This window comes from Microbacterium sp. NPDC087868, assembly GCF_044900755.1.
GTDB lineage: Bacteria > Actinomycetota > Actinomycetes > Actinomycetales > Microbacteriaceae > Microbacterium > Microbacterium galbinum.
Genome location: NZ_JBJDNO010000001.1, coordinates 89,729 through 109,017, shown reverse-complemented (window position 1 = coordinate 109,017; position 19,289 = coordinate 89,729). Strand labels below are relative to the sequence as shown.

General features: G+C 67.1%; 16 protein-coding genes. 6 read left to right on the top strand and 10 right to left on the bottom strand.

The window, feature by feature from the left end; genetic code table 11:
• Positions 1–32: 32 nt before the first annotated feature.
• From uvrC to ACI2JZ_RS00505, 3 genes are read right to left on the bottom strand one after another with little or no spacing between them, the layout of a single operon-like run.
• Positions 33–1,934, bottom strand: coding sequence for an excinuclease ABC subunit UvrC (uvrC, locus tag ACI2JZ_RS00515; protein ID WP_336640129.1), 1,902 nt, complete (start codon positions 1,932–1,934; stop codon positions 33–35).
• On the bottom strand, positions 1,934–4,822 hold the full coding sequence (gene uvrA / locus ACI2JZ_RS00510) for an excinuclease ABC subunit UvrA (protein WP_336640128.1): 2,889 nt from the start codon (positions 4,820–4,822) through the stop codon (positions 1,934–1,936). Before uvrA ends, uvrC begins: the two co-directional genes overlap by 1 nt.
• Positions 4,823–4,873: 51 nt before the next feature.
• A complete protein-coding gene (locus tag ACI2JZ_RS00505) occupies positions 4,874–5,317 on the bottom strand; it encodes a MarR family transcriptional regulator (RefSeq protein ID WP_336640127.1) in 444 nt (147 codons plus the stop codon).
• A 45-nt stretch (positions 5,318–5,362) separates the two neighbouring features.
• Here ACI2JZ_RS00505 and ACI2JZ_RS00500 point away from each other — a divergent pair, with 45 nt between their 5' ends.
• Positions 5,363–5,605 carry a hypothetical protein gene (locus ACI2JZ_RS00500; RefSeq protein ID WP_247622122.1) on the top strand — a complete coding sequence of 81 codons (243 nt, stop codon included), beginning with the start codon at positions 5,363–5,365 and terminating at the stop codon, positions 5,603–5,605.
• Positions 5,606–5,647: 42 nt separating this feature from the next.
• Here ACI2JZ_RS00500 and ACI2JZ_RS00495 read toward each other — a convergent pair whose 3' ends face one another.
• The 5 genes from ACI2JZ_RS00495 to rpsA form a co-directional block, all read right to left on the bottom strand.
• On the bottom strand, positions 5,648–5,971 hold the full coding sequence (locus ACI2JZ_RS00495) for a TfoX/Sxy family protein (RefSeq protein WP_247622121.1): 324 nt from the start codon (positions 5,969–5,971) through the stop codon (positions 5,648–5,650).
• Between the two features lie 28 nt (positions 5,972–5,999).
• Positions 6,000–8,072 carry an excinuclease ABC subunit UvrB gene (uvrB, locus tag ACI2JZ_RS00490; RefSeq protein ID WP_247622120.1) on the bottom strand — a complete coding sequence of 691 codons (2,073 nt, stop codon included), beginning with the start codon at positions 8,070–8,072 and terminating at the stop codon, positions 6,000–6,002.
• 61 nt (positions 8,073–8,133) lie between these two features.
• Positions 8,134–9,345, bottom strand: coding sequence for an MFS transporter (locus tag ACI2JZ_RS00485; RefSeq protein ID WP_404596198.1), 1,212 nt, complete (start codon positions 9,343–9,345; stop codon positions 8,134–8,136).
• Positions 9,342–9,941 carry a dephospho-CoA kinase gene (gene coaE / locus ACI2JZ_RS00480; protein WP_404596197.1) on the bottom strand — a complete coding sequence of 200 codons (600 nt, stop codon included), beginning with the start codon at positions 9,939–9,941 and terminating at the stop codon, positions 9,342–9,344. The genes ACI2JZ_RS00485 and coaE overlap by 4 nt, the downstream gene beginning before the upstream one ends.
• 79 nt (positions 9,942–10,020) lie before the next feature.
• Complete coding sequence (gene rpsA / locus ACI2JZ_RS00475) at positions 10,021–11,475, bottom strand: 30S ribosomal protein S1 (RefSeq protein WP_247622117.1); 1,455 nt, start codon at positions 11,473–11,475, stop codon at positions 10,021–10,023.
• Between the two features lie 198 nt (positions 11,476–11,673).
• Here rpsA and ACI2JZ_RS00470 point away from each other — a divergent pair, with 198 nt between their 5' ends.
• On the top strand, positions 11,674–12,609 hold the full coding sequence (locus ACI2JZ_RS00470; protein ID WP_404596196.1) for a 5'-3' exonuclease H3TH domain-containing protein: 936 nt from the start codon (positions 11,674–11,676) through the stop codon (positions 12,607–12,609).
• Positions 12,610–12,612: 3 nt separating this feature from the next.
• Here the strand turns inward: ACI2JZ_RS00470 and ACI2JZ_RS00465 are convergent, their stop codons facing one another.
• Both ACI2JZ_RS00465 and trpD read right to left on the bottom strand, forming a co-directional pair.
• Positions 12,613–13,599: a PHP domain-containing protein gene (locus ACI2JZ_RS00465; RefSeq protein WP_247622115.1), complete on the bottom strand. Its 987-nt coding sequence runs from the start codon at positions 13,597–13,599 to the stop codon at positions 12,613–12,615.
• A gap of 8 nt (positions 13,600–13,607) precedes the next feature.
• Positions 13,608–14,672: an anthranilate phosphoribosyltransferase gene (trpD, locus tag ACI2JZ_RS00460; RefSeq protein WP_247622114.1), complete on the bottom strand. Its 1,065-nt coding sequence runs from the start codon at positions 14,670–14,672 to the stop codon at positions 13,608–13,610.
• Positions 14,673–14,960: 288 nt separating this feature from the next.
• Between trpD and ACI2JZ_RS00455 the strand changes: the two genes are divergently transcribed.
• The 4 genes from ACI2JZ_RS00455 to ACI2JZ_RS00440 are packed head-to-tail and all read left to right on the top strand — an operon-like array spanning position 14,961 to position 19,263.
• Complete coding sequence (locus ACI2JZ_RS00455) at positions 14,961–15,518, top strand: heme-copper oxidase subunit III (RefSeq protein WP_247624676.1); 558 nt, start codon at positions 14,961–14,963, stop codon at positions 15,516–15,518.
• A 20-nt stretch (positions 15,519–15,538) separates the two neighbouring features.
• Positions 15,539–16,339, top strand: coding sequence for a c-type cytochrome (locus tag ACI2JZ_RS00450; RefSeq protein ID WP_247622113.1), 801 nt, complete (start codon positions 15,539–15,541; stop codon positions 16,337–16,339).
• Positions 16,340–16,375: 36 nt separating this feature from the next.
• The gene (locus tag ACI2JZ_RS00445) at positions 16,376–17,452 is read left to right on the top strand and encodes a ubiquinol-cytochrome c reductase iron-sulfur subunit (RefSeq protein ID WP_247631967.1); all 1,077 of its coding nucleotides are present in this window, start codon (positions 16,376–16,378) and stop codon (positions 17,450–17,452) included.
• Positions 17,449–19,263: a cytochrome bc complex cytochrome b subunit gene (locus tag ACI2JZ_RS00440; RefSeq protein WP_247631966.1), complete on the top strand. Its 1,815-nt coding sequence runs from the start codon at positions 17,449–17,451 to the stop codon at positions 19,261–19,263. The genes ACI2JZ_RS00445 and ACI2JZ_RS00440 overlap by 4 nt, the downstream gene beginning before the upstream one ends.
• Positions 19,264–19,289: the final 26 nt, after the last annotated feature.

Genomic DNA, 19,289 nt, shown 5'->3' with positions numbered 1-19,289 from the left:
TCTCGCTCATCCCTTTCGCCTGGGACACCAGCCTATCGAGTGGCGAGGTGCGTGTGGATGTTCTGCGCCAGCACCGGTCCGATGCCCTGCACCTCCTCGATCTGTCCCGGCTCGGCCGCCCGCAGGGCCGTCACGGATCCGAAGTGCTTGAGCAGCACCTTGATGCGGGCGGCGCCGAGCCCGGGGACCTCGGCGAGCACCGTGGTGATGTCGTTGCGGCGCTTCTTGCGCTGATGGACGATCGCGAACCGATGCGCCTCGTCGCGCAGGCGCTGGAGCAGGTAGAGCGCCTCGCTCGTGCGCGGGAGGATCACGGGGAAATCCTCGCCGGGAAGCCAGACCTCCTCGAGGCGCTTCGCGATGCCGCACACGCTGATCTCCGGGTGCCCCGCGTCGCGCAGGGCACGCGCGGCCGCTTCGACCTGGGGTTTGCCGCCGTCGACGAGGAGCAACTGCGGCCGATAGGCGAAGCGCGGCTTCTTGCGACCGGGCTCGCCCTCGACCTCTCCCTCGACGCCGTCGAGCAGCGGGTCGCTCACGACGACCGGGTCCGGGCGGTCGAGATACGCCAGCCGACGGCGCAGGACCTGGTACATCGAGTCGGTGTCATCCGTGGTCTCGGCGATGCCGAAGGAGCGGTACTGGTCCTTGCGCGGGAGGCCGTCTTCGAAGACCACCATCGAAGCGACGACGTTCGTCCCGCCCAGATGCGAGATGTCGAAGCACTCGATGCGCAGCGGAGCCTCGTCCATGCCGAGAGCTTCCTGCAGGTCGGTGAGCGCCTGCGTTCGAGCCACGTAGTCGCTGGTGCGCCGCGTCTTGTAACGGATGAGCGCTTGCTGCGCGTTCAGCGTGGCGGTGCGCATGAGATCCGCGCGCTGGCCACGCTGGGCGACGGCGATCTCGACCTTCTTGCCGCGACGCTCGCGGAGCCACTCCTCCATCTCGGGAGCGTCGTCCGGCAGCGAGGGCACTAGGATCCGCCGTGGCACGTCGGCGGCATCGCCGTAGGCACGCTGGAGCACCTGATCGACCAACTCGGCACCCGAGATGTCGATCTCCTTCTCGATCGTCATCGCCCGGACGCCGCGCACACGACCCCCACGGATCACGAAGTGCTGAACCGCCGCGGCGAGCTCGTCCTCGGCGATGCCGAAGAGGTCGGCGTCCTCATCGGATGCCAGCACGAGGGCGCTCTTCCCGAGCACCGCCTCGATCGCGGAGAGCTTGTCGCGGTACTTGGCCGCCGCTTCGTAGTCCATGGCCGCGGAGGCATCGAGCATCCGCTTGCGGAGGTCGCGAGTGAATCGCTCGTCGCCTCCGGCCATGAACGCCACGAAGTCGTTCACCATCGCGCGGTGCTCCTCGATGGTCACCGTCATCGAGCACGGCCCGCCGCACTTGCCGATCTGCCCGGGGAAACAGGGGCGTCCCGTCTGCATGGCGCGCTTGTAACTCGCGTCGCTGCAGGTTCGGATCGGAAACGCCTTGATCATCAGGTCGATCGTCTCGTGCACCGCCCAGACCTTCGGGTACGGGCCGAAGTACCGCGCCCCCGGAATCCTGCGATTTCGGGTGACGAGCACGCGTGGCGCCTCGTCGCCGAGGGTCACCGCCATGAACGGGTAGGACTTGTCGTCCTTGTAGCGGACGTTGAACGGCGGATCGAACTCCTTGATCCACATGTACTCGAGCTGCAGTGAGTCCACATCGGTCGAGACGACCGTCCATTCGACCGAGGAGGCGGTCGTGACCATGCGCCGTGTGCGCTCATGGAGCGTGCGCAACGGCGCGAAGTAGTTCGAGAGCCGCTGGCGGAGGTTCTTCGCCTTCCCGACGTAGAGCACCCGCCCATCGGCGTCACGAAAACGGTACACACCGGGATCGGTCGGGATCTCTCCCGGCCGCGGCTTGTACGGAAGCACATCGGCCATCAGCTGGCCTTGCGCGCGGCGCGCCCATCCCCGAGGATCTCGGCGAGGAACTGCCCGGTGTGACTCTCCTCCACCCGGGCGATCTGCTCCGGGGTGCCCGTCGCCAGGATCTCGCCACCGCCGGAACCACCCTCGGGACCGAGGTCGATGACCCAGTCGGCGGACTTGATGACGTCGAGGTTGTGCTCGATGACGATCACGGTGTTGCCCTTGTCGACGAGTCCGTTCAGCACCTCGAGGAGCTTGCGCACGTCTTCGAAGTGCAGACCGGTGGTCGGCTCGTCGAGCACGTAGATGCTTCGACCGTTGCTGCGGCGCTGGAGCTCGGTGGCGAGTTTCACGCGCTGCGCCTCTCCGCCCGAGAGCGTCGTGGCCGACTGGCCCAGGCGCACGTATCCGAGTCCCACGTCGACCAAGGTCTTCATGTAGCGGTGGATCGCCTGGATGGGCTCGAAGAACTCCGCGGCCTCTTCGATCGGCATCTCGAGGACCTCGGCGATGTTCTTCCCCTTGTAGTGCACGGCGAGCGTGTCGCGGTTGTACCGCTTGCCGTGGCACACCTCGCAGTCCACGTACACGTCGGGGAGGAAGTTCATCTCGATCTTGATCGTGCCGTCACCCGAGCACGCCTCGCAGCGGCCGCCCTTGACGTTGAAGCTGAAGCGACCCGGCTGGTAACCGCGCACCTTGGCCTCGGGGGTCTCGCTGAAGAGCGAACGGATGCGGTCGAACACACCGGTGTAGGTCGCCGGGTTCGAGCGCGGCGTGCGTCCGATCGGTGCCTGATCGACATGCACCACCTTGTCGAGATTGTCGAGACCGGTCACGCGGGTGTGCTTGCCGGGCACGGTGCGGGCACCGTTCAGCCGGGACGCGAGCACCTGGTAGAGGATGTCGTTGACCAGCGACGACTTGCCCGAGCCGCTGACGCCGGTGACAGCCGTGAGTACACCCAGCGGGAAGCTCGCATCGACGTTCTTGAGGTTGTTCTCGCGAGCCCCGATCACGTTGAGCATGCGCTTGCGGTCGAGTTTGCGCCGCTTGGTCGGTGTCGGGATCTCACGACGACCGGAGAGGTACTCCCCCGTCATCGACGACCGGTCGTCGAGCAGAGCCTCATAGGGACCCGAGTGCACGACCTCGCCACCGTTGACACCGGCCCCCGGGCCGATGTCGACCACCCAGTCGGCCGCCTCGATCGTCTCCTCATCGTGCTCCACCACGATGAGCGTGTTGCCCAGGTCGCGCAGCTTGAGCAGGGTGTTGATCAGACGCCGGTTGTCGCGCTGATGGAGGCCGATGGACGGCTCGTCGAGGACGTAGAGCACACCGGTCAGACCCGATCCGATCTGCGTCGCCAGCCGGATGCGCTGCGCCTCACCGCCGGAGAGAGAGCCGGCGGACCTGCTCAGGTTGAGGTAGGAAAGCCCCACCTGGAGCAGGAAATCGAGTCGCAGACGGATCTCGCGCAGGACCTGAGCGGCGATCTTCGCCTCTCGCTCCGTGAGGGTCAGCGTCTGCATGAAGGACTGCGCATCGCTCAGGCTGAGGTGCGAGACCTCGGCGATGGAGTGGCCCTGCACCTGGACCGCGAGGACCTCCGGCTTCAAGCGATCGCCGTCGCAGACGGGGCACGGCACCTCGCGGAGGTACTCGCCCCACCGACCGCGCTGCGTGTCGGACTCGGCCTGCAGGTACTGCCGCTCGATGTAAGGGACGACGCCCTCGAACCCGGAGGCGTACCGCATCTCGCGCCCGTACCGGTTCTTCCACTTGACGGTGACCTTGTAGTTCTCGCCGCGCAGCACCGCGTCCTGGATGTCGGAGTGGAGCTCGCGCCAGGGGGTGTCGAGCGAGAAGTCGAGATCGCGGGACAGACCTTCGAGCAGGCGCTCGTAGTACTGGAAGAGACCCTTGCCCTGCGTCGTCCAGGGGATGATGACGCCTTCGCGGATCGAGAGATCCTCGTCGCCGAGCATCAGGTCGACATCGACCGACATGCGCGTGCCCAGCCCGGAGCACGCGGGGCAGGCGCCGAACGGTGCGTTGAACGAGAAGGTGCGGGGCTCGATCTCGGTCAGGCTGAGCGGGTGCCCGTTCGGGCAGGCGAGTTTCTCGGAGAAGGACTGCCACGCGTCGTCGCCCTCTTCGTCGACGAAATTGACCTGGACGACGCCTCCGGCAAGGCCCAGAGCCGTCTCGACGGAATCCGTCACGCGCCCGAGGATGTCATCCGACGCGACGAGGCGGTCGACGACCACGGCGATGTCGTGCTTGTAGCTCTTCTTGAGGGTGGGCGGCTCGGCGAGCTGGATGAGATCGCCGTCGACGATCGCACGGGAGTATCCCTTGGCGCCGAGCTCGCGGAAGAGGTCGACGAACTCGCCCTTCTTCTGCGACACGATCGGAGCGACGATCTGGTAGCGGGTACGCTCGGGCAGCTCCATGAGCTGATCGGCGATCTGCTGCACGGTCTGCCGCTGGATCTTCTCGCCGCACTCGGGGCAGTGAGGAATGCCGATGCGCGCCCAGAGCAGTCGCATGTAGTCGTAGATCTCGGTGATCGTGCCGACCGTCGAGCGCGGGTTCCGGTTGGTCGACTTCTGGTCGATCGACACCGCCGGACTCAGCCCCTCGATGAAATCGACGTCGGGCCTGTCCACCTGACCGAGGAACTGGCGCGCGTAGGCGCTCAACGACTCGACATAACGGCGCTGCCCCTCTGCGAAGATCGTGTCGAACGCGAGACTGGACTTGCCGGACCCGGACAGGCCGGTGAACACGACGAGCGAGTCACGGGGAATGTCGATGTCGACGTTCTTGAGATTGTGCACGCGGGAACCGCGAACACTGAGTTTTCCGGGGGTGGCGACGGGGACGATAGGCACCGGACAAGTCTACGAGGGGCCACCGACATTGGCTCCGCAGGGCCTGGATGCTCAGGCGCCTCCGAGGCGCCGCCCCGCGAACGGCCCGAGCCCGTCACGGAGCGCCGACACTTCGTGCACGTCCATCCCGACCGCGGACATCACCTGCGCCGGCACCTCCAGCGCCCGCTCGCGCAGAGCGCGTCCCGCATCGGTGAGGGTGATGTCGAGACGCCGCTCGTCCTCTGCGCTGCGCTCCCGCGCGACGAGCCCGTCGGACTCCAGTCGCTTGACCAGCGGCGACGCCGTGGCCGGCTCCATCGCGAGATCGGCGGCGAGATCGTTCAGGGTGCGAGGCGATCGTTCCCAGAGCGCCAGCATCACCAGGTACTGCGGGTGGGTCAGCCCCAGCGGCTCGAGGATCGGTCGGTAGATCGCCACGACGTTGCGCGCCGCGGTCACCAGCGCGAAGCACAGCTGGTTCTCGAGCCGGAGGAGTTCGTCGGATGCGTTCATCGGGCCAACTATACAACTGCCCTAATCGTTAGTACACTAATCAACATGGCACATGATCCGGAACGGGCTCCCCTGCGCACGCGCATTCGCGAGGCGGGAGGGCTGTACGCCTGGGTGAACACCAACCTCATCCGCTTCGCCGGGCCGGCGTCCGTCGGCCCCTACGAGAAGACGCCTCCGCCGAGCGCCGCAGAGCGCGCGGAGCGCGCGTGCCCCCTGTGCGGAGCGCCGATGACGGCGCACGAGATCGACCGGTCTGGACCCAAGCCCCTCATCCACTGCCCCTGAGGCAAGGAAGCGCCTGCGGCCGGCGCGAACGGTCGACGCGCCTCAATCGGCTCCGGCCCGCGCCGCATCGATCCAGAACAGGAGTCCGTCATCGTCGGCGATCGCGGATGGGGCGACGTCGATCCATCGCGCGCTCATGGTCCGGGGGCCCATCACGGCGCGCTCGGCTCCCTCGCGCAGGAGTAGCACTGCCTCGTCTTCGGCTGCGACCTTGATCAGCAGCACACCTCCCGGTCGGGCCCCCGCGAGAATCCGGCCATCGAGCAGGAATGCTCGGGTCCCGAACATCCTCCGCTCCTCGATGCCGGATGCGGGCGCGACGATCGCGCGAATCCGGTCGGCGAGTTCTTCGCCCGCAGCATCCATCCGCGCCGCCTTCACCTTCCGAACGCGCTCAGGCGTGACCGGCCCGCTCCATGGCGCGCAGTTCCTTCTTGAGGTCCTGCACCTCGTCGCGGAGTCGCCCTGCCAGCTCGAACTTGAGCTCGGCGGCAGCCGCCAGCATCTGATCCGAGAGGTCTTGGATCGTCGCCTCCAGCTGCTGTGCTCCCTCCGCGGCGATCCCCGTACGTCGGAGGTTCGGCGTGGGCGATTTGCCCTTGCCCGTCGCACGCCCCCTCCCCGACATCAGCTCGGCGGTGTCCGCCCCCTCGCGTGCCAGAACGGCGGTGATGTCGGCGATCTTCTTCCGCAGCGGCTGCGGGTCGATCCCGTGCTCCTTGTTGTACGCGACCTGCTTCTCGCGACGACGATCGGTCTCCTCGATCGCCTTCGCCATCGAGTCGGTCATCTTGTCGGCGTACATGTGGACCTCGCCCGACACGTTTCGCGCCGCACGCCCGATCGTCTGGATGAGCGACGTCCCGGAGCGCAGAAAGCCCTCCTTGTCGGCATCGAGGATCGCGACGAGCGAGACCTCGGGGAGATCGAGGCCCTCACGCAGGAGGTTGATTCCGACCAGCACGTCGTACACCCCGGAACGCAGCTCGCTCAGCAGCTCGACACGACGCAGGGTATCGACATCGGAGTGCAGGTAGCGGACGCGAACTCCGTGCTCGCCGAGGAAGTCGGTCAGTTCCTCGGCCATCTTCTTCGTGAGGGTCGTGACGAGGATGCGCTCATCGCGCTCCACGCGCAGACGGATCTCTTCGAGCAGGTCGTCGATCTGCCCCTTCGAGGGCTTCACGATGATCTCGGGATCGACCAGGCCCGTCGGGCGGATGATCTGCTCGACGATCCCGTCGGCGATCCCCATCTCGTACTTGCCGGGCGTCGCGGAGAGGTAGACGGTCTGCCCGATGCGGTTCTTGAACTCGTCCCATCGGAGCGGACGGTTGTCCATGGCACTCGGCAGACGGAATCCGTGGTCGACGAGCGTGCGCTTGCGCGAGGCGTCACCCTCGTACATCGCACCGATCTGGGGCACGGTGACGTGCGACTCGTCGATGACGAGGAGGAAGTCGTCCGGGAAGAAGTCGAGCAGCGTGTGCGGCGGCTCCCCCGGAGCGCGACCGTCCATGTGGCGCGAGTAGTTCTCGATGCCCGAGCAGAATCCGAGCTGCTGCAGCATCTCGAGATCGAAGGTGGTGCGCATGCGCAACCGCTGCGCCTCGAGCAGCTTCCCCTGCTTCTCGAACTCGGCGAGGCGCTCTTCCAGCTCTGTCTCGATCGTGCCGATCGAGCGCTGGATCACATCGGTTCCCGCGACGTAGTGCGACGCGGGGAAGATCGGCACGGCGTCGAGCTTCTCGATCACCTCGCCGGTGAGCGGGTGGAGGGAGTACAACGCTTCGATCTCGTCACCGAAGAGTTCGATGCGGATCGCGTGCTCCTCGTAGACGGGGATGATCTCGATCGTGTCGCCCCGCACGCGGAAGTTGCCCCGCGAGAAGTCGACGTCGTTGCGGTTGTACTGCATCGCGATGAACTGGCGGATGAGCGCGTCCCGGTCGTACCGCTCCCCCACCTGCAGGGCGACCATCGCACGGAGGTACTCCTCGGGAGCACCGAGTCCGTAGATGCAGGAAACGGTCGACACCACCACGACGTCGCGGCGGCTGAGCAACGAGTTCGTCGTCGAGTGCCGCAGCCGTTCGACCTCGGCGTTGATGGACGAGTCCTTCTCGATGAAGGTGTCGGTCTGCGGGACGTACGCTTCGGGCTGGTAGTAGTCGTAGTAGGAGACGAAGTACTCGACCGCGTTGTTCGGCATGAGCTCGCGGAACTCGTTCGCGAGCTGAGCCGCGAGCGTCTTGTTGTGCGCGAGGACGAGAGTGGGGCGCTGCACCTGCTCGACGAGCCATGCGGTCGTCGCCGATTTTCCCGTACCCGTCGCCCCCAGCAGCACGACGTCCGTCTCCCCGGCGTTGATGCGCGCGGCGAGCTCGGCGATGGCCTGGGGCTGATCACCGGCGGGCGCGTATTCGCTGATGACCTCGAACGGGCGAACGCTACGGGTGGGTTCCATACGTCCAGCGTAGGCGGGGCCACCGACATCGGGGCCCGCTTCCCCTTCGGGCGAACGGCTCTCACACTCTTCCGGAAGGAGACGCGCGCAGAGCGAGCGCCGCGATCGCCGCGGATGCGGCGCACATCGTGAGGATGCCGGCGATGAACCACTCCCATCCCATCCCTCCGAAGACGAGACCGAGGATCCATCCGAACAGGCTCGATCCGGCGTAGTAGCCGAAATAGTAGAGCGACGACGCCTGCGCGCGCACCGCCGGATCAGCGTCCGTCGGCACCCACCCGGAGGCGATCGCATGGGCACCGAAGAACCCGGCGGTGAACAGCACGAGTCCGGTGAGCACCAATCCCGTGCTCGGCATCGCCAGGAGTACCGCGCCCGACGCGGTGACGCCGATCGAGACCAGCAGCACGGGGTAGCGGCCGAACCTGCTGGCGAGCGATCCCGCCCAGGGCGAGGAGACCGTGCCGGCGAGGTAGGCCACGAACAGCAGGGTCACCAGCCAGGCCGGGAGCAGGAACGGTGGAGCCGCGAGATGGAAGCCGAGATAGTTGTAGACCGCGACGAAGGCACCCATCAGAAGGAAACCCTGCGCGTAGAGGGCGAGCTGTGGCGCGGAACGCAGCGGACGCAGAAGGCGCGCGAGGATCCCCGGGCCGCCGCCTCGCGCCGAAGGAAGGAAGCCGCGGGCGCGCGGCGTGAGCCAGAGGAACAGCACGGCGCAGACGATGCAGACTGCGGCGACACCCCAGACCCCCGCACGCCATCCGCCCGCCTCTCCGATGCCGCCGGCCACGAGGCGCCCCGTCAGCCCGCCGAGCGTGGTGCCCGCGATATAGCTGCCCGCGGCCGCCGCCGCGTGCGAGGAGCGGACCTCTTCACTCAGATAGGCGAGGGCGACGGCGGGCACGGCGCCCAGCGCGATGCCCTCCCCCAGCCGCAGGACGAGGAGCGGGAGGATGCCGTCGCTCAGCGGCGCGCAGATGCCGAGCACGGTGGCGATGATCACCCCCGTCGCCATCGCGGGGATCCGTCCGATCCGATCGGCGACCATCGACCAGGGGACGACGGCCGCCGCCAGCCCGAGCGTTGCGGCGGACACGCTCAGGGCCGCCGACGCCGGTCCGATCCGGAGGTCGGAGGCGATCTGCGGAAGGACGGCCTGGGTGGCGTAGAGCTGGGCGAATGTCGCGACGCCGGCGAAGAAGAGCCCGATGATCAGTCGGCGATACTCCCGTGATCCCGGAGCATGGCCGGTGAACGGTTCGCTCACCGCGCGCGGATCCGCTCCCACAGGGCGTCGGTGCGGGCTTCGGTCTCGTCGAGTGATCCGGACGTGTCGACCACCGCGTCGGCGATCGCGAGACGCTGATCGTCGGACACCTGGGCGTCGATGCGCTCCTTCGCCGACTTCGGGTCCATTCCGCGGATCTCGACGAGGCGACGCAGCCTCTCCGTCTCGGGAGCGTGCGCCACGACGATGAGATCCCAGGGGTCGTCGACGCGCGCCTCCACCAGGAGCGGGACGTCGTAGACGACGACGGCGTCCTCGTCGGCCGCGAAGGCCTCCTCGAAGCGACGCTGGGACTCGGCGCGAACGGCCGGGTGCACGATCGCGTTCAGGGCGAGGAGCCGCTCGGGGTCTCCGAAGACCTGCGCACCCAACGCCGGGCGGTCCAGCGAACCGTCGTCGGCGATGACGCCGTCACCGAACTCCTCAGCGATCCGACGGAGCACGGGACTCCCCGGCGCCTGGACGTCACGCACGATCTGATCCGCATCGACGAGGATCGCACCGTGCGAGGCGAGTCGTCGGGCGATGGTCGACTTCCCGGACGCGATGCCGCCGGTGAGCGCGATGAGGGGCATGGTCTCCATCCTGTCACGCGGGAGAACGCGGAACGGGCCGCCACCCGAAGGTGACGACCCGTTCCTGACGTGATGCTGCTTAGGCGTTGCCACCCGAGAGCTTCTCGCGGAGAGCCGCGAGAGCCTCGTCGTCGGCAAGCGTGCCCGCACCAGCGGTCTCGCTCGAGAACGACTGTCCGCCGAAGTCCTCGCCGGCCGCCGCCTCGGCCTCGGCCGCCTTGGTGACCTGAGCCTTGTGCGCCTCCCAGCGAGCCTGGGCAGCAGCGTACTCCTGCTCCCATGCCTCGCGCTGGGCGTCGAAGCCTTCCTTCCACGCACCGGTCTCGGCGTCGAAGCCCTCCGGGTACTTGTACTCGCCGTTCTCGTCGTACTCGGCGACCATTCCGTAGAGGGCCGGGTCGAACTCGGTGCCGTTGGGGTCGACCGATTCGTTGGCCTGCTTCAGCGACAGCGAGATGCGACGACGCTCGAGGTCGATGTCGATGACCTTGACGAACACCTCTTCGCCGACGGAGACGACCTGCTCGGCCAGCTCGACGTGCTTGCTGGAGAGCTCGGAGATGTGGACGAGGCCCTCGATGCCGTCTGCGACGCGCACGAACGCACCGAACGGAACGAGCTTCGTGACCTTACCCGGGGTGACCTGACCGATCGCGTGGGTACGGGCGAAGACCTGCCACGGGTCCTCCTGCGTCGCCTTCAGCGACAGGGAGACGCGCTCGCGGTCGAGGTCGACCTCGAGGATCTCGACGGTGACCTCCTGGCCGACCTCGACGACCTCGGAGGCGTGCTCGATGTGCTTCCAGGACAGCTCGGAGACGTGCACGAGGCCGTCCACGCCGCCCAGGTCGACGAACGCACCGAAGTTGACGATCGACGAGACGACACCCTTGCGGACCTGGCCCTTGTGGAGGTTGTTCAGGAACGTGGTGCGCGACTCCGACTGCGTCTGCTCGAGCAGCGCGCGGCGGCTGAGCACGACGTTGTTGCGGTTCTTGTCGAGCTCGAGGATCTTGGCCTCGATCTCCTGGCCGAGGTACGGCGTGAGGTCGCGGACGCGGCGGAGCTCGATGAGCGAAGCCGGGAGGAAGCCACGGAGGCCGATGTCGACGATGAGGCCACCCTTGACGACCTCGATGACGGTGCCGGTGACGACGCCGTCGTTCTCCTTGATCTTCTCGACGTCTCCCCAGGCGCGCTCGTACTGCGCACGCTTCTTGGAGAGGATCAGACGGCCTTCCTTGTCCTCCTTCTGGAGGACGAGGGCCTCGACCAGGTCGCCGACGGCGACGACCTCGTTGGGGTCGACGTCATGCTTGATGGAGAGCTCGCGCGAGGGGATGACACCCTCGGTCTTGTAGCCCACATCGAGGAGGACCTCGTCGCGGTCGATCTTGACGATCGTGCCCTCGATGATGTCGCCATCGTTGAAGAACTTCAGGGTCTTCTCGACCGCGGCCAGGAAGTCCTCAGCAGATCCGATGTCGTTGATGGCGACCTGCTTGGTGGCCGGGGCGGTCGTTGCGGTAGTCATGTAGTGGGTTGTCCTTGTGAATGGGAACTCAGGCCGTGAACAGCGACCGCGCACGGCCGATATCCTGCTTCACAGCGATTGGATTGGATTGATCGTCACGAGAGCATGCGTATGCACGCCACGAGTGACGCTTCAGATTACCAGATCTCGGGATGCTGCGGAGGCTCGGGTGCGGGATGCCCGTGCGAGACTGTCCCCGTGACCGATCGCCTGATGCTGCTCGATACCGCCAGCCTCTACTTCCGCGCGTTCTACGGGGTGCCCGACAAGGTCACCGCACCGGACGGCTCCCCCATCAACGCCGCCCGTGGGTTGCTCGACATCGTCGCGAAGCTCGTCACGCTCTACGAGCCCACCCAGGTCATCGCCTGCTGGGACGACGACTGGCGTCCGCAGTGGCGCGTCGACCTCATTCCCAGCTACAAGGGTCACCGCGTCGTCGAGGTCGTCGCGGACGCCCCGGACGTCGAAGAGGTGCCCGATCCGCTCGAGGCGCAGATCCCTCTCATCCGTCAGACGCTCGCGGCTCTCGACATCCCCATCATCGGCGCCGCGGCGCACGAGGCCGATGACGTGATCGGCACGCTCGCCACGGCATCCGCTCTTCCCGTCGACATCGTCACCGGGGATCGCGACCTCTTCCAACTCGTCGACGACGCGAGCGACGTCCGCGTGATCTACACCGCCCGCGGCATGAGCAACCTCGAGATCGTGACCGACGCGACCGTCGTCGCCAAGTACGGAGTACTCCCGCGCCAGTACGCCGACTTCGCGACGATGCGCGGCGACGCCTCGGACGGCCTTCCCGGCGTCGCCGGCGTCGGCGAGAAGACCGCGGCGACGCTCCTCCAGACCCATGCCGATCTCGACGGCATCCGTGCGGAGGCCGCCGCGGGCGAGGGGATGAGCGCCGGCGTCCGTGCGAAGATCCTCGCCGCCAGCGACTACCTCGATGTCGCCCCCACGGTCGTCGCGGTGGCCACCGGACTCGACATCTCCGCGCCGGGCACGCCGCTGCACCCGCTCGACGACGTCGCCCGCGACGCGGCCGATTCTCTCGCCGCGAAGTGGAATCTGACCTCCTCGATGAACCGCGCGATCGCCGCGATCGAGAAGGTCACCGGTTCCGCCTGACCCTCATTCCGCCCACGCGAGCAGACGCTCGAGCCCCCAGGTCGTCACGATCCGCGATGCCGGCACCCCCGCGCGCTCCGCTCGCTCGGCGCCGTGGTCGAGAAGCGACAGCTGACCGGGGGCATGCGCATCCGAGTCGATCGAGAAGAGGCATCCGGCTTCGAGAGCGAGCGCGATCAGCTCGTCCGGAGGATCCTGACGCTCCGGGCGGGAGTTGATCTCGACGGCGACGCCGTTCTCGGCGCAGGCCGCGAACACGGCGGCCGCGTCGAACTCCGACGGCGGGCGGGTGCCGCGCTCACCCTGCACGAGGCGTCCCGTGCAGTGGCCGAGCACGTTCACCCGCGGGTGCGCCACCGCTGCGAGCATCCGACGGGTCATGGAGCGGGCATCCATCCGCAACTTCGAGTGCACGGACGCGACGACGATGTCCAGATCGCCGAGAAGCCCGTCCTCCTGGTCGAGCACGCCGTCGTCGAGGATGTCGACCTCGATTCCGGCCAGGAGCGTGAAGCCGTCGCCGGACTCGGCCCGGACGAGAGGGATCTGCTCGCGCAATCGCTCCGCCGAGAGCCCGCGTGCCACTCGCAGGCGCGGCGAATGATCGGTGATCGCCTGATACTCGTGGCCCTGTGCGCGCGCTGCGGCCGCCATCACCGCGATCGACGTCGTCCCGTCCGACCAGTCGGTGTGCGCGTGGAGATCGCCGCGCAGCTTCCGCCGCAGGTCGGAGATGCGCTCCGGCTCCACGTCGCCACGGAGCTCGACCAGATAGTCGGGGACCATGCCCTCCTGCGCCTGACGGATCACCGAGAAGGTCGACGCACCGATCCCCGGGGCCGCACGGAGACGGTTCGGATCTGTGCGCACGTCCGCGGGCAACGACTCGAAGACCGCGGCCGCCTGTCGGAAGGCCTTGGCCCGATATCTCGACGCCCGCTCGCGCTCGAGCAGCGAAGCGATCTCGAGCAGTGCGGCGACCGGTTCCATGATGCGCCTCAGCCTGCGGCGAGCTCCCGGCTCACGCCGATCCACTCGTCGAGCTTCGACAGCGCCCGCCCGTCGTCGATCGCGGCGGCCGCACGCTCGTACGCGCTGCGCAGGCGTTCGAGGATCGGACGCTGCACCTGAGCCGCGTCCTGGGAGAGCTCGAAGGCGACGATGCCCGCTGCAGCGTTCAGCAGCACGATGTCGCGCACCGCTCCCCGCTCCCCCTCGAGCGTGCGACGCAGGATGGTCGCGTTGTGCTCCGGCGCCCCTCCGAGAAGGTCCGAGAGTTCGGCGAGCGGGATGCCGAGGTCCCGCGGATCCAGATCGTGCTCGTGCACATCTCCTCGGGTGACCTCCCAGATCCGGCTGTGGCCGGTGGTGGTGAGTTCGTCGAGTCCGTCATCGCCGCGGAAGACCAGCGCGGTGGCGCCGCGCGTGCGGAACACTCCGGTGATCAGGGGCACGCGCTCGAGCTGCGCCACGCCCACGGCGTTCGCCTCGGCGCGAGCCGGATTGCAGAGAGGGCCGAGCATGTTGAACACGGTGGGTACGCCGAGCTGCGATCGCACGGCTCCCGCGTGCTTGAAACCGGGGTGGAACGCACCCGCCCAGGCGAAGGTGATCCCCGTGCGGTCGAGGATGGACGCCACGGCGGCCGGATCGAGCGTGAGCTCGAGCCCGAGAGCGCCGAGCACATCCGAGGAGCCGGACGCCGAACTCGCCGCCCTGTTGCCGTGCTTCACGACCGGGATGCCCATCGCACCGATGATGATGGCCGCGGTCGTCGAGACGTTCACGGTGCCGACACGGTCCCCACCCGTGCCGACGATGTCGAGGACGTCCGGCGACACCGGGAGCGGGACGGCCGCTTCGAGGATCGCATCGCGGAAACCGACGATCTCGTCGATCGTCTCGCCCTTCGCACGCAACGCGATCAGGAATCCCGCCAATTGGGCCTCGCTGACATCGCCCCGCATGATCTGACGCATGGCCCACGTCGACTCCCAGACGCTGAGGTCGCGACGCTCCAGGAGAGTGGTGAGCACATCGGACCAGGTCAGGGATTCAGCCATGTGTGCGATCCTATCGGCGCCGAGAAAACGTGCATCTCGTCTGTCACGGATGCCGACGGCCGGAGCACCCGCGATTTCCCGCGGATTCACCGACGATTCGCAGTGTTTTCTTAGGGTTACCTAAGTGAAAAGCTGGCGAAACGAGGTGTCCGGGTGCAAGAATCACCCCCGGGAATCGGCCATAATGGAACGGTGACGACCTCAGCGACGTATGCCCCGGCGGCGAGAACCATCAAGCGGCCCAACCCGGTAGCTGTCGGCACCATTGTGTGGCTCGGCAGTGAAGTGATGTTCTTCGCGGGACTCTTCGCGATCTACTTCACCCTCCGAAGCACCTCCCCCGAACTCTGGGCCGACCGGACCGAACTGCTGAACGTGCCGTTCGCATTCGTGAACACCGCGATCCTCGTGCTCTCGTCGTTCACCTGCCAGATGGGCGTCTTCGCAGCCGAGGACCTCCAGGCCTACAAGATCGGCAAGGGCCAGAAGAACGGTGCCGGCCGTCGCCGCCTGTTCGGCTGGGGCATGGTCGAGTGGTTCTTCCTCACCTTCGCCCTCGGCGCGGTCTTCGTCTCGGGTCAGGTCTGGGAGTACGCCCAGCTCGTCGCCGAGGGAATGCCCATCAGCGCCGACTCGTACGCTTCCGCGTTCTACCTGACCACCGGCTTCCACGCACTGCACGTGACGGGCGGGCTCGTCGCGTTCCTGCTCGTCATCGGACGCGCGTTCGCCGTCAAGAACTTCCGGCACAAGGAGGCGACCTCCTCGATCGTGGTGTCCTACTACTGGCACTTCGTCGACGTCGTCTGGATCGTGCTGTTCGTCGTAATTTACTTCCTGAAATAAGAGCGGAGCTGATCCCCGAGATGGCACGAGAGAAGAAGCGCCGTTCTGGCGGTCGCCGCAGCCCCCTGGCTGCCGCGGCCCTCATCGGAGCAGGCCTGATGATCACCGGCGCCGTGTACGCCGGCGCATCCGCGGCCTTCGCCGCGACCGACACGCAGACCGCGGCGACCACGCTGACCGTCGAGGACGGCGAGAAGCTGTTCCAGGCGAACTGCGCCACCTGCCACGGCCTCGACCTGCAGGGCACGCCCAACGGGCCGAGCCTCTACGGTGTCGGCGAGCTCGCCACCGAGTTCCAGCTCTCCACGGGCCGTATGCCCCTGCAGATGCAGGGACCGCAGGCTCCCCAGAAGGAGCCGCAGTTCACCGAGGACCAGATCCTCGCGATCTCGTCGTTCGTGCAGTCCACGGCCCCCGGCCCGACCTTCCCCGAGGAGCGCATCCTCGACGGTGAGGGCGACGTGGCTCACGGAGCCGAGCTCTTCCGCGTCAACTGCGCGATGTGCCACAACGTGGCCGCCGCCGGTGGAGCGCTCACCGAGGGCAAGTACGCCCCGGCCCTGACCGAGACCAGCGCGCTGCACATGTACGCGGCCATGGTGACGGGCCCCCAGAACATGCCCGTCTTCGGCGACATGAACCTGTCGGACGAAGACAAGCGCGACATCATCTCGGCTCTCCTGTACCAGCAGCAGTCCGTGCAGATCGGCGGGTTCTCCCTCGGATCGCTCGGACCGGTCTCGGAGGGCCTGTTCGTCTGGATCTTCGGCATCGGCGCACTCGTCGCCATCACCGTGTGGATCACGGCGAAGTCCAACTGACGCTTAATCATCGAAGAGGAACGTACGAGGAGCACCATGGCACACGACGACGACTCGCAGGCTCTTGACAGGGCCTACCAGCCCTCTCCGGGGCTGGGCGTCGCAGTCAGCGACCCTGTGCAGAACCCGGGCCTGCCGCCGCACCGCGAGCGGATGACCGACAAGGACCCGCGCGCGGAGAAGGCAGCGGTCCGCACTGTCTACACGCTGTTCTACCTGTCTCTCGCGGGCAGCATCTGGGCGGTCGCCGCCTACATGCTGTTCCCGATCGAGAGCGGCGCTCTCATCGACATCCGTCAGAACAACCTCTTCATCGGACTCGGCATCGCCCTGGCGCTGCTGTCCCTCGGCCTCGGAGCGATCCACTGGTCGAAGGCGCTCATGTCCGACAAGGAGCACATCGAGCACCGTCACCCGACGCGCGGCAAGGACTCGACCCGCGAGGCCGCGATCAAGGCGTTCTCCGACGCCAACGAGGAGTCCGGCTTCGGACGCCGCACGATGATCCGCAACTCGCTGTTCGCAGCGCTCGTCGCGTCGATCATCCCCGGCGTGACGCTGTTCCGCGGCCTGGCCCCGCATGCCACCCCGGAGGACCCCTACGCGGGCGACCCGGTGCACCTGCTCAAGCACACCATGTGGGAAGAGGGAATGCGCCTCGTCCGCGACCCGGACGGCACGCCGATCCGCGCCGCCGACGTCACGCTCGGTTCCGCCTTCCACGTGATCCCGGCCGACCTGGCCGAGCTGAGTCACCACGACGGCTACCTCGAGGAGAAGGCGAAGGCCATCGTGCTGATGATGCGTCTGCGCCCCGAGCAGCTGATCGAGGCCGAGGACCGCAAGGACTGGTCGTACGACGGCATCGTCGCTTACTCCAAGGTGTGCACCCACGTCGGATGCCCGGTCGCGCTCTACGAGCAGCAGACCCATCACCTCCTCTGCCCCTGCCACCAGTCGCAGTTCGATGTGACGGATCACGCCAAGGTCATCTTCGGACCGGCCGCGCGCCCGCTGCCTCAGCTGCCCATCACCGTCGACGACGAGGGCTACCTCGTCGCGCGCAGTGACTTCACCGAGCCCGTCGGCCCGAGCTTCTGGGAGCGCCATTGAGCACCGCAACGCTGTCCAAAGAGGACAAGGACACCAAGGCGCCTCTCGGCGGCCGATTCGTCGGCGCCGCGTCGAACTACATCGATGAGCGCACCAGCCTCTCCGGCTTCGTCAAGGAGCTGGGACGCAAGATCTTCCCCGACCACTGGTCGTTCATGCTGGGTGAGATCGCCCTGTGGAGCTTCGTCGTCGTGTTCCTGTCCGGAACCTTCCTGACGTTCTTCTTCCAGGCGTCGATGGTCGAGACCCACTACACCGGTGCGTACGCTCCGATGCGCGGCATCGAGATGTCCGCGGCCCTCGAGTCGTCGCTCCACATCTCGTTCGACCTCCGTGGCGGTCTGCTCGTCCGTCAGATCCACCACTGGGCCGCCCTGGTCTTCGTGGCCGGTATCGGCGTGCACATGCTCCGCGTGTTCTTCACCGGCGCGTTCCGCAAGCCGCGCGAGCTCAACTGGGTGATCGGCTTCGTGCTGTTCATCCTCGCTCTCGCCGAGGGCTTCACGGGATACTCCCTCCCCGACGACCTGCTCTCGGGTAACGGTCTCCGCATCATCGACGGCATGGTCAAGGGCCTCCCGCTCATCGGCACCTGGACCTCGTTCCTCCTCTTCGGCGGCGAGTTCCCCGGTACCGACATCGTCGGGCGCCTGTACTCGCTGCACATCCTGCTGCTGCCGATGCTGGTGATCGCCCTGATCGTCGTGCACCTCATGCTCATGATCATCAACAAGCACACGCAGTTCGCCGGCCCCGGCCGCACGAACGACAACGTCGTGGGCTACCCGATGATGCCGGTGTACATGTCGAAGATGGGCGGATACCTGTTCATCGTCTTCGGCACCATCGTGCTGATCGCGACCTTCTTCCAGATCAACCCGATCTGGAACTACGGTCCCTACGACCCCTCCCCCGTGTCCGCCGGAACCCAGCCCGACTGGTACATCGGCTTCGCGGACGGCGCGCTGCGTCTGGCGCCCTCGAACTGGGACGTCGTCTTCCTCGACCACACCTGGTCGTTCGGCATCCTCGTTCCGGTCGCCGTGCTCGGACTCTTCATCGTCGCCGTCGCGATCTACCCCTTCATCGAAGCGTGGATCACCGGTGACAAGCGCGAGCACCACATCGCGCAGCGTCCGCGCAACGCGGCGACCCGCACCGCCATCGGCGTGGCCGGCGTCATCTTCTACGCCGTGCTCTGGGCTGCAGCCTCCTCGGACCTCATCGCGACGCACTTCATGCTCACGATGGAGGGTGTCATCCACACGCTCCAGGCACTGCTGTTCCTCGGGCCGATCCTCGGTTACTTCGTGACCAAGCGCATCTGCATCGCGCTGCAGAAGAAGGATCGTGAGATCGTTCTCCACGGCTTCGAGTCGGGACGCATCGTCCGCCTTCCCGGTGGCGAGTTCATCGAGGTGCACCAGCCGGTCGATCAGTACGACCGGTGGAAGCTCATCGACGTCGACGGCTACGAGCCGCTCGTCGTGCGCCCCAACGCCAAGGGCCGCATCCCGTGGACGGAGAACCTCCGGTCGTCGATGTCGCGCTGGTTCTTCGAGGACCGTCTCGCGCCGCTCACTCAGGCCGAGGTCGCAGCCGCGGATGCACACCAGCACCACGTCACGGCTCACAACGAGGAGACCGAGGTCGCCGAGATCCAGGGAGCTCACGAGCGCGCCGGATTCCCGGATGCCCCGCTCGAGGCGACCGAGGACCACGTCGACGAGACGCCGAACACCCCGAGCACGGTCATCGCGACCGAGCCCGTGAAGAAGCCTCGCAAGAAGAAGTCGGAGGACGGCGAGTAACGTCCCGCCGCTCCCCCTCTCGAAGG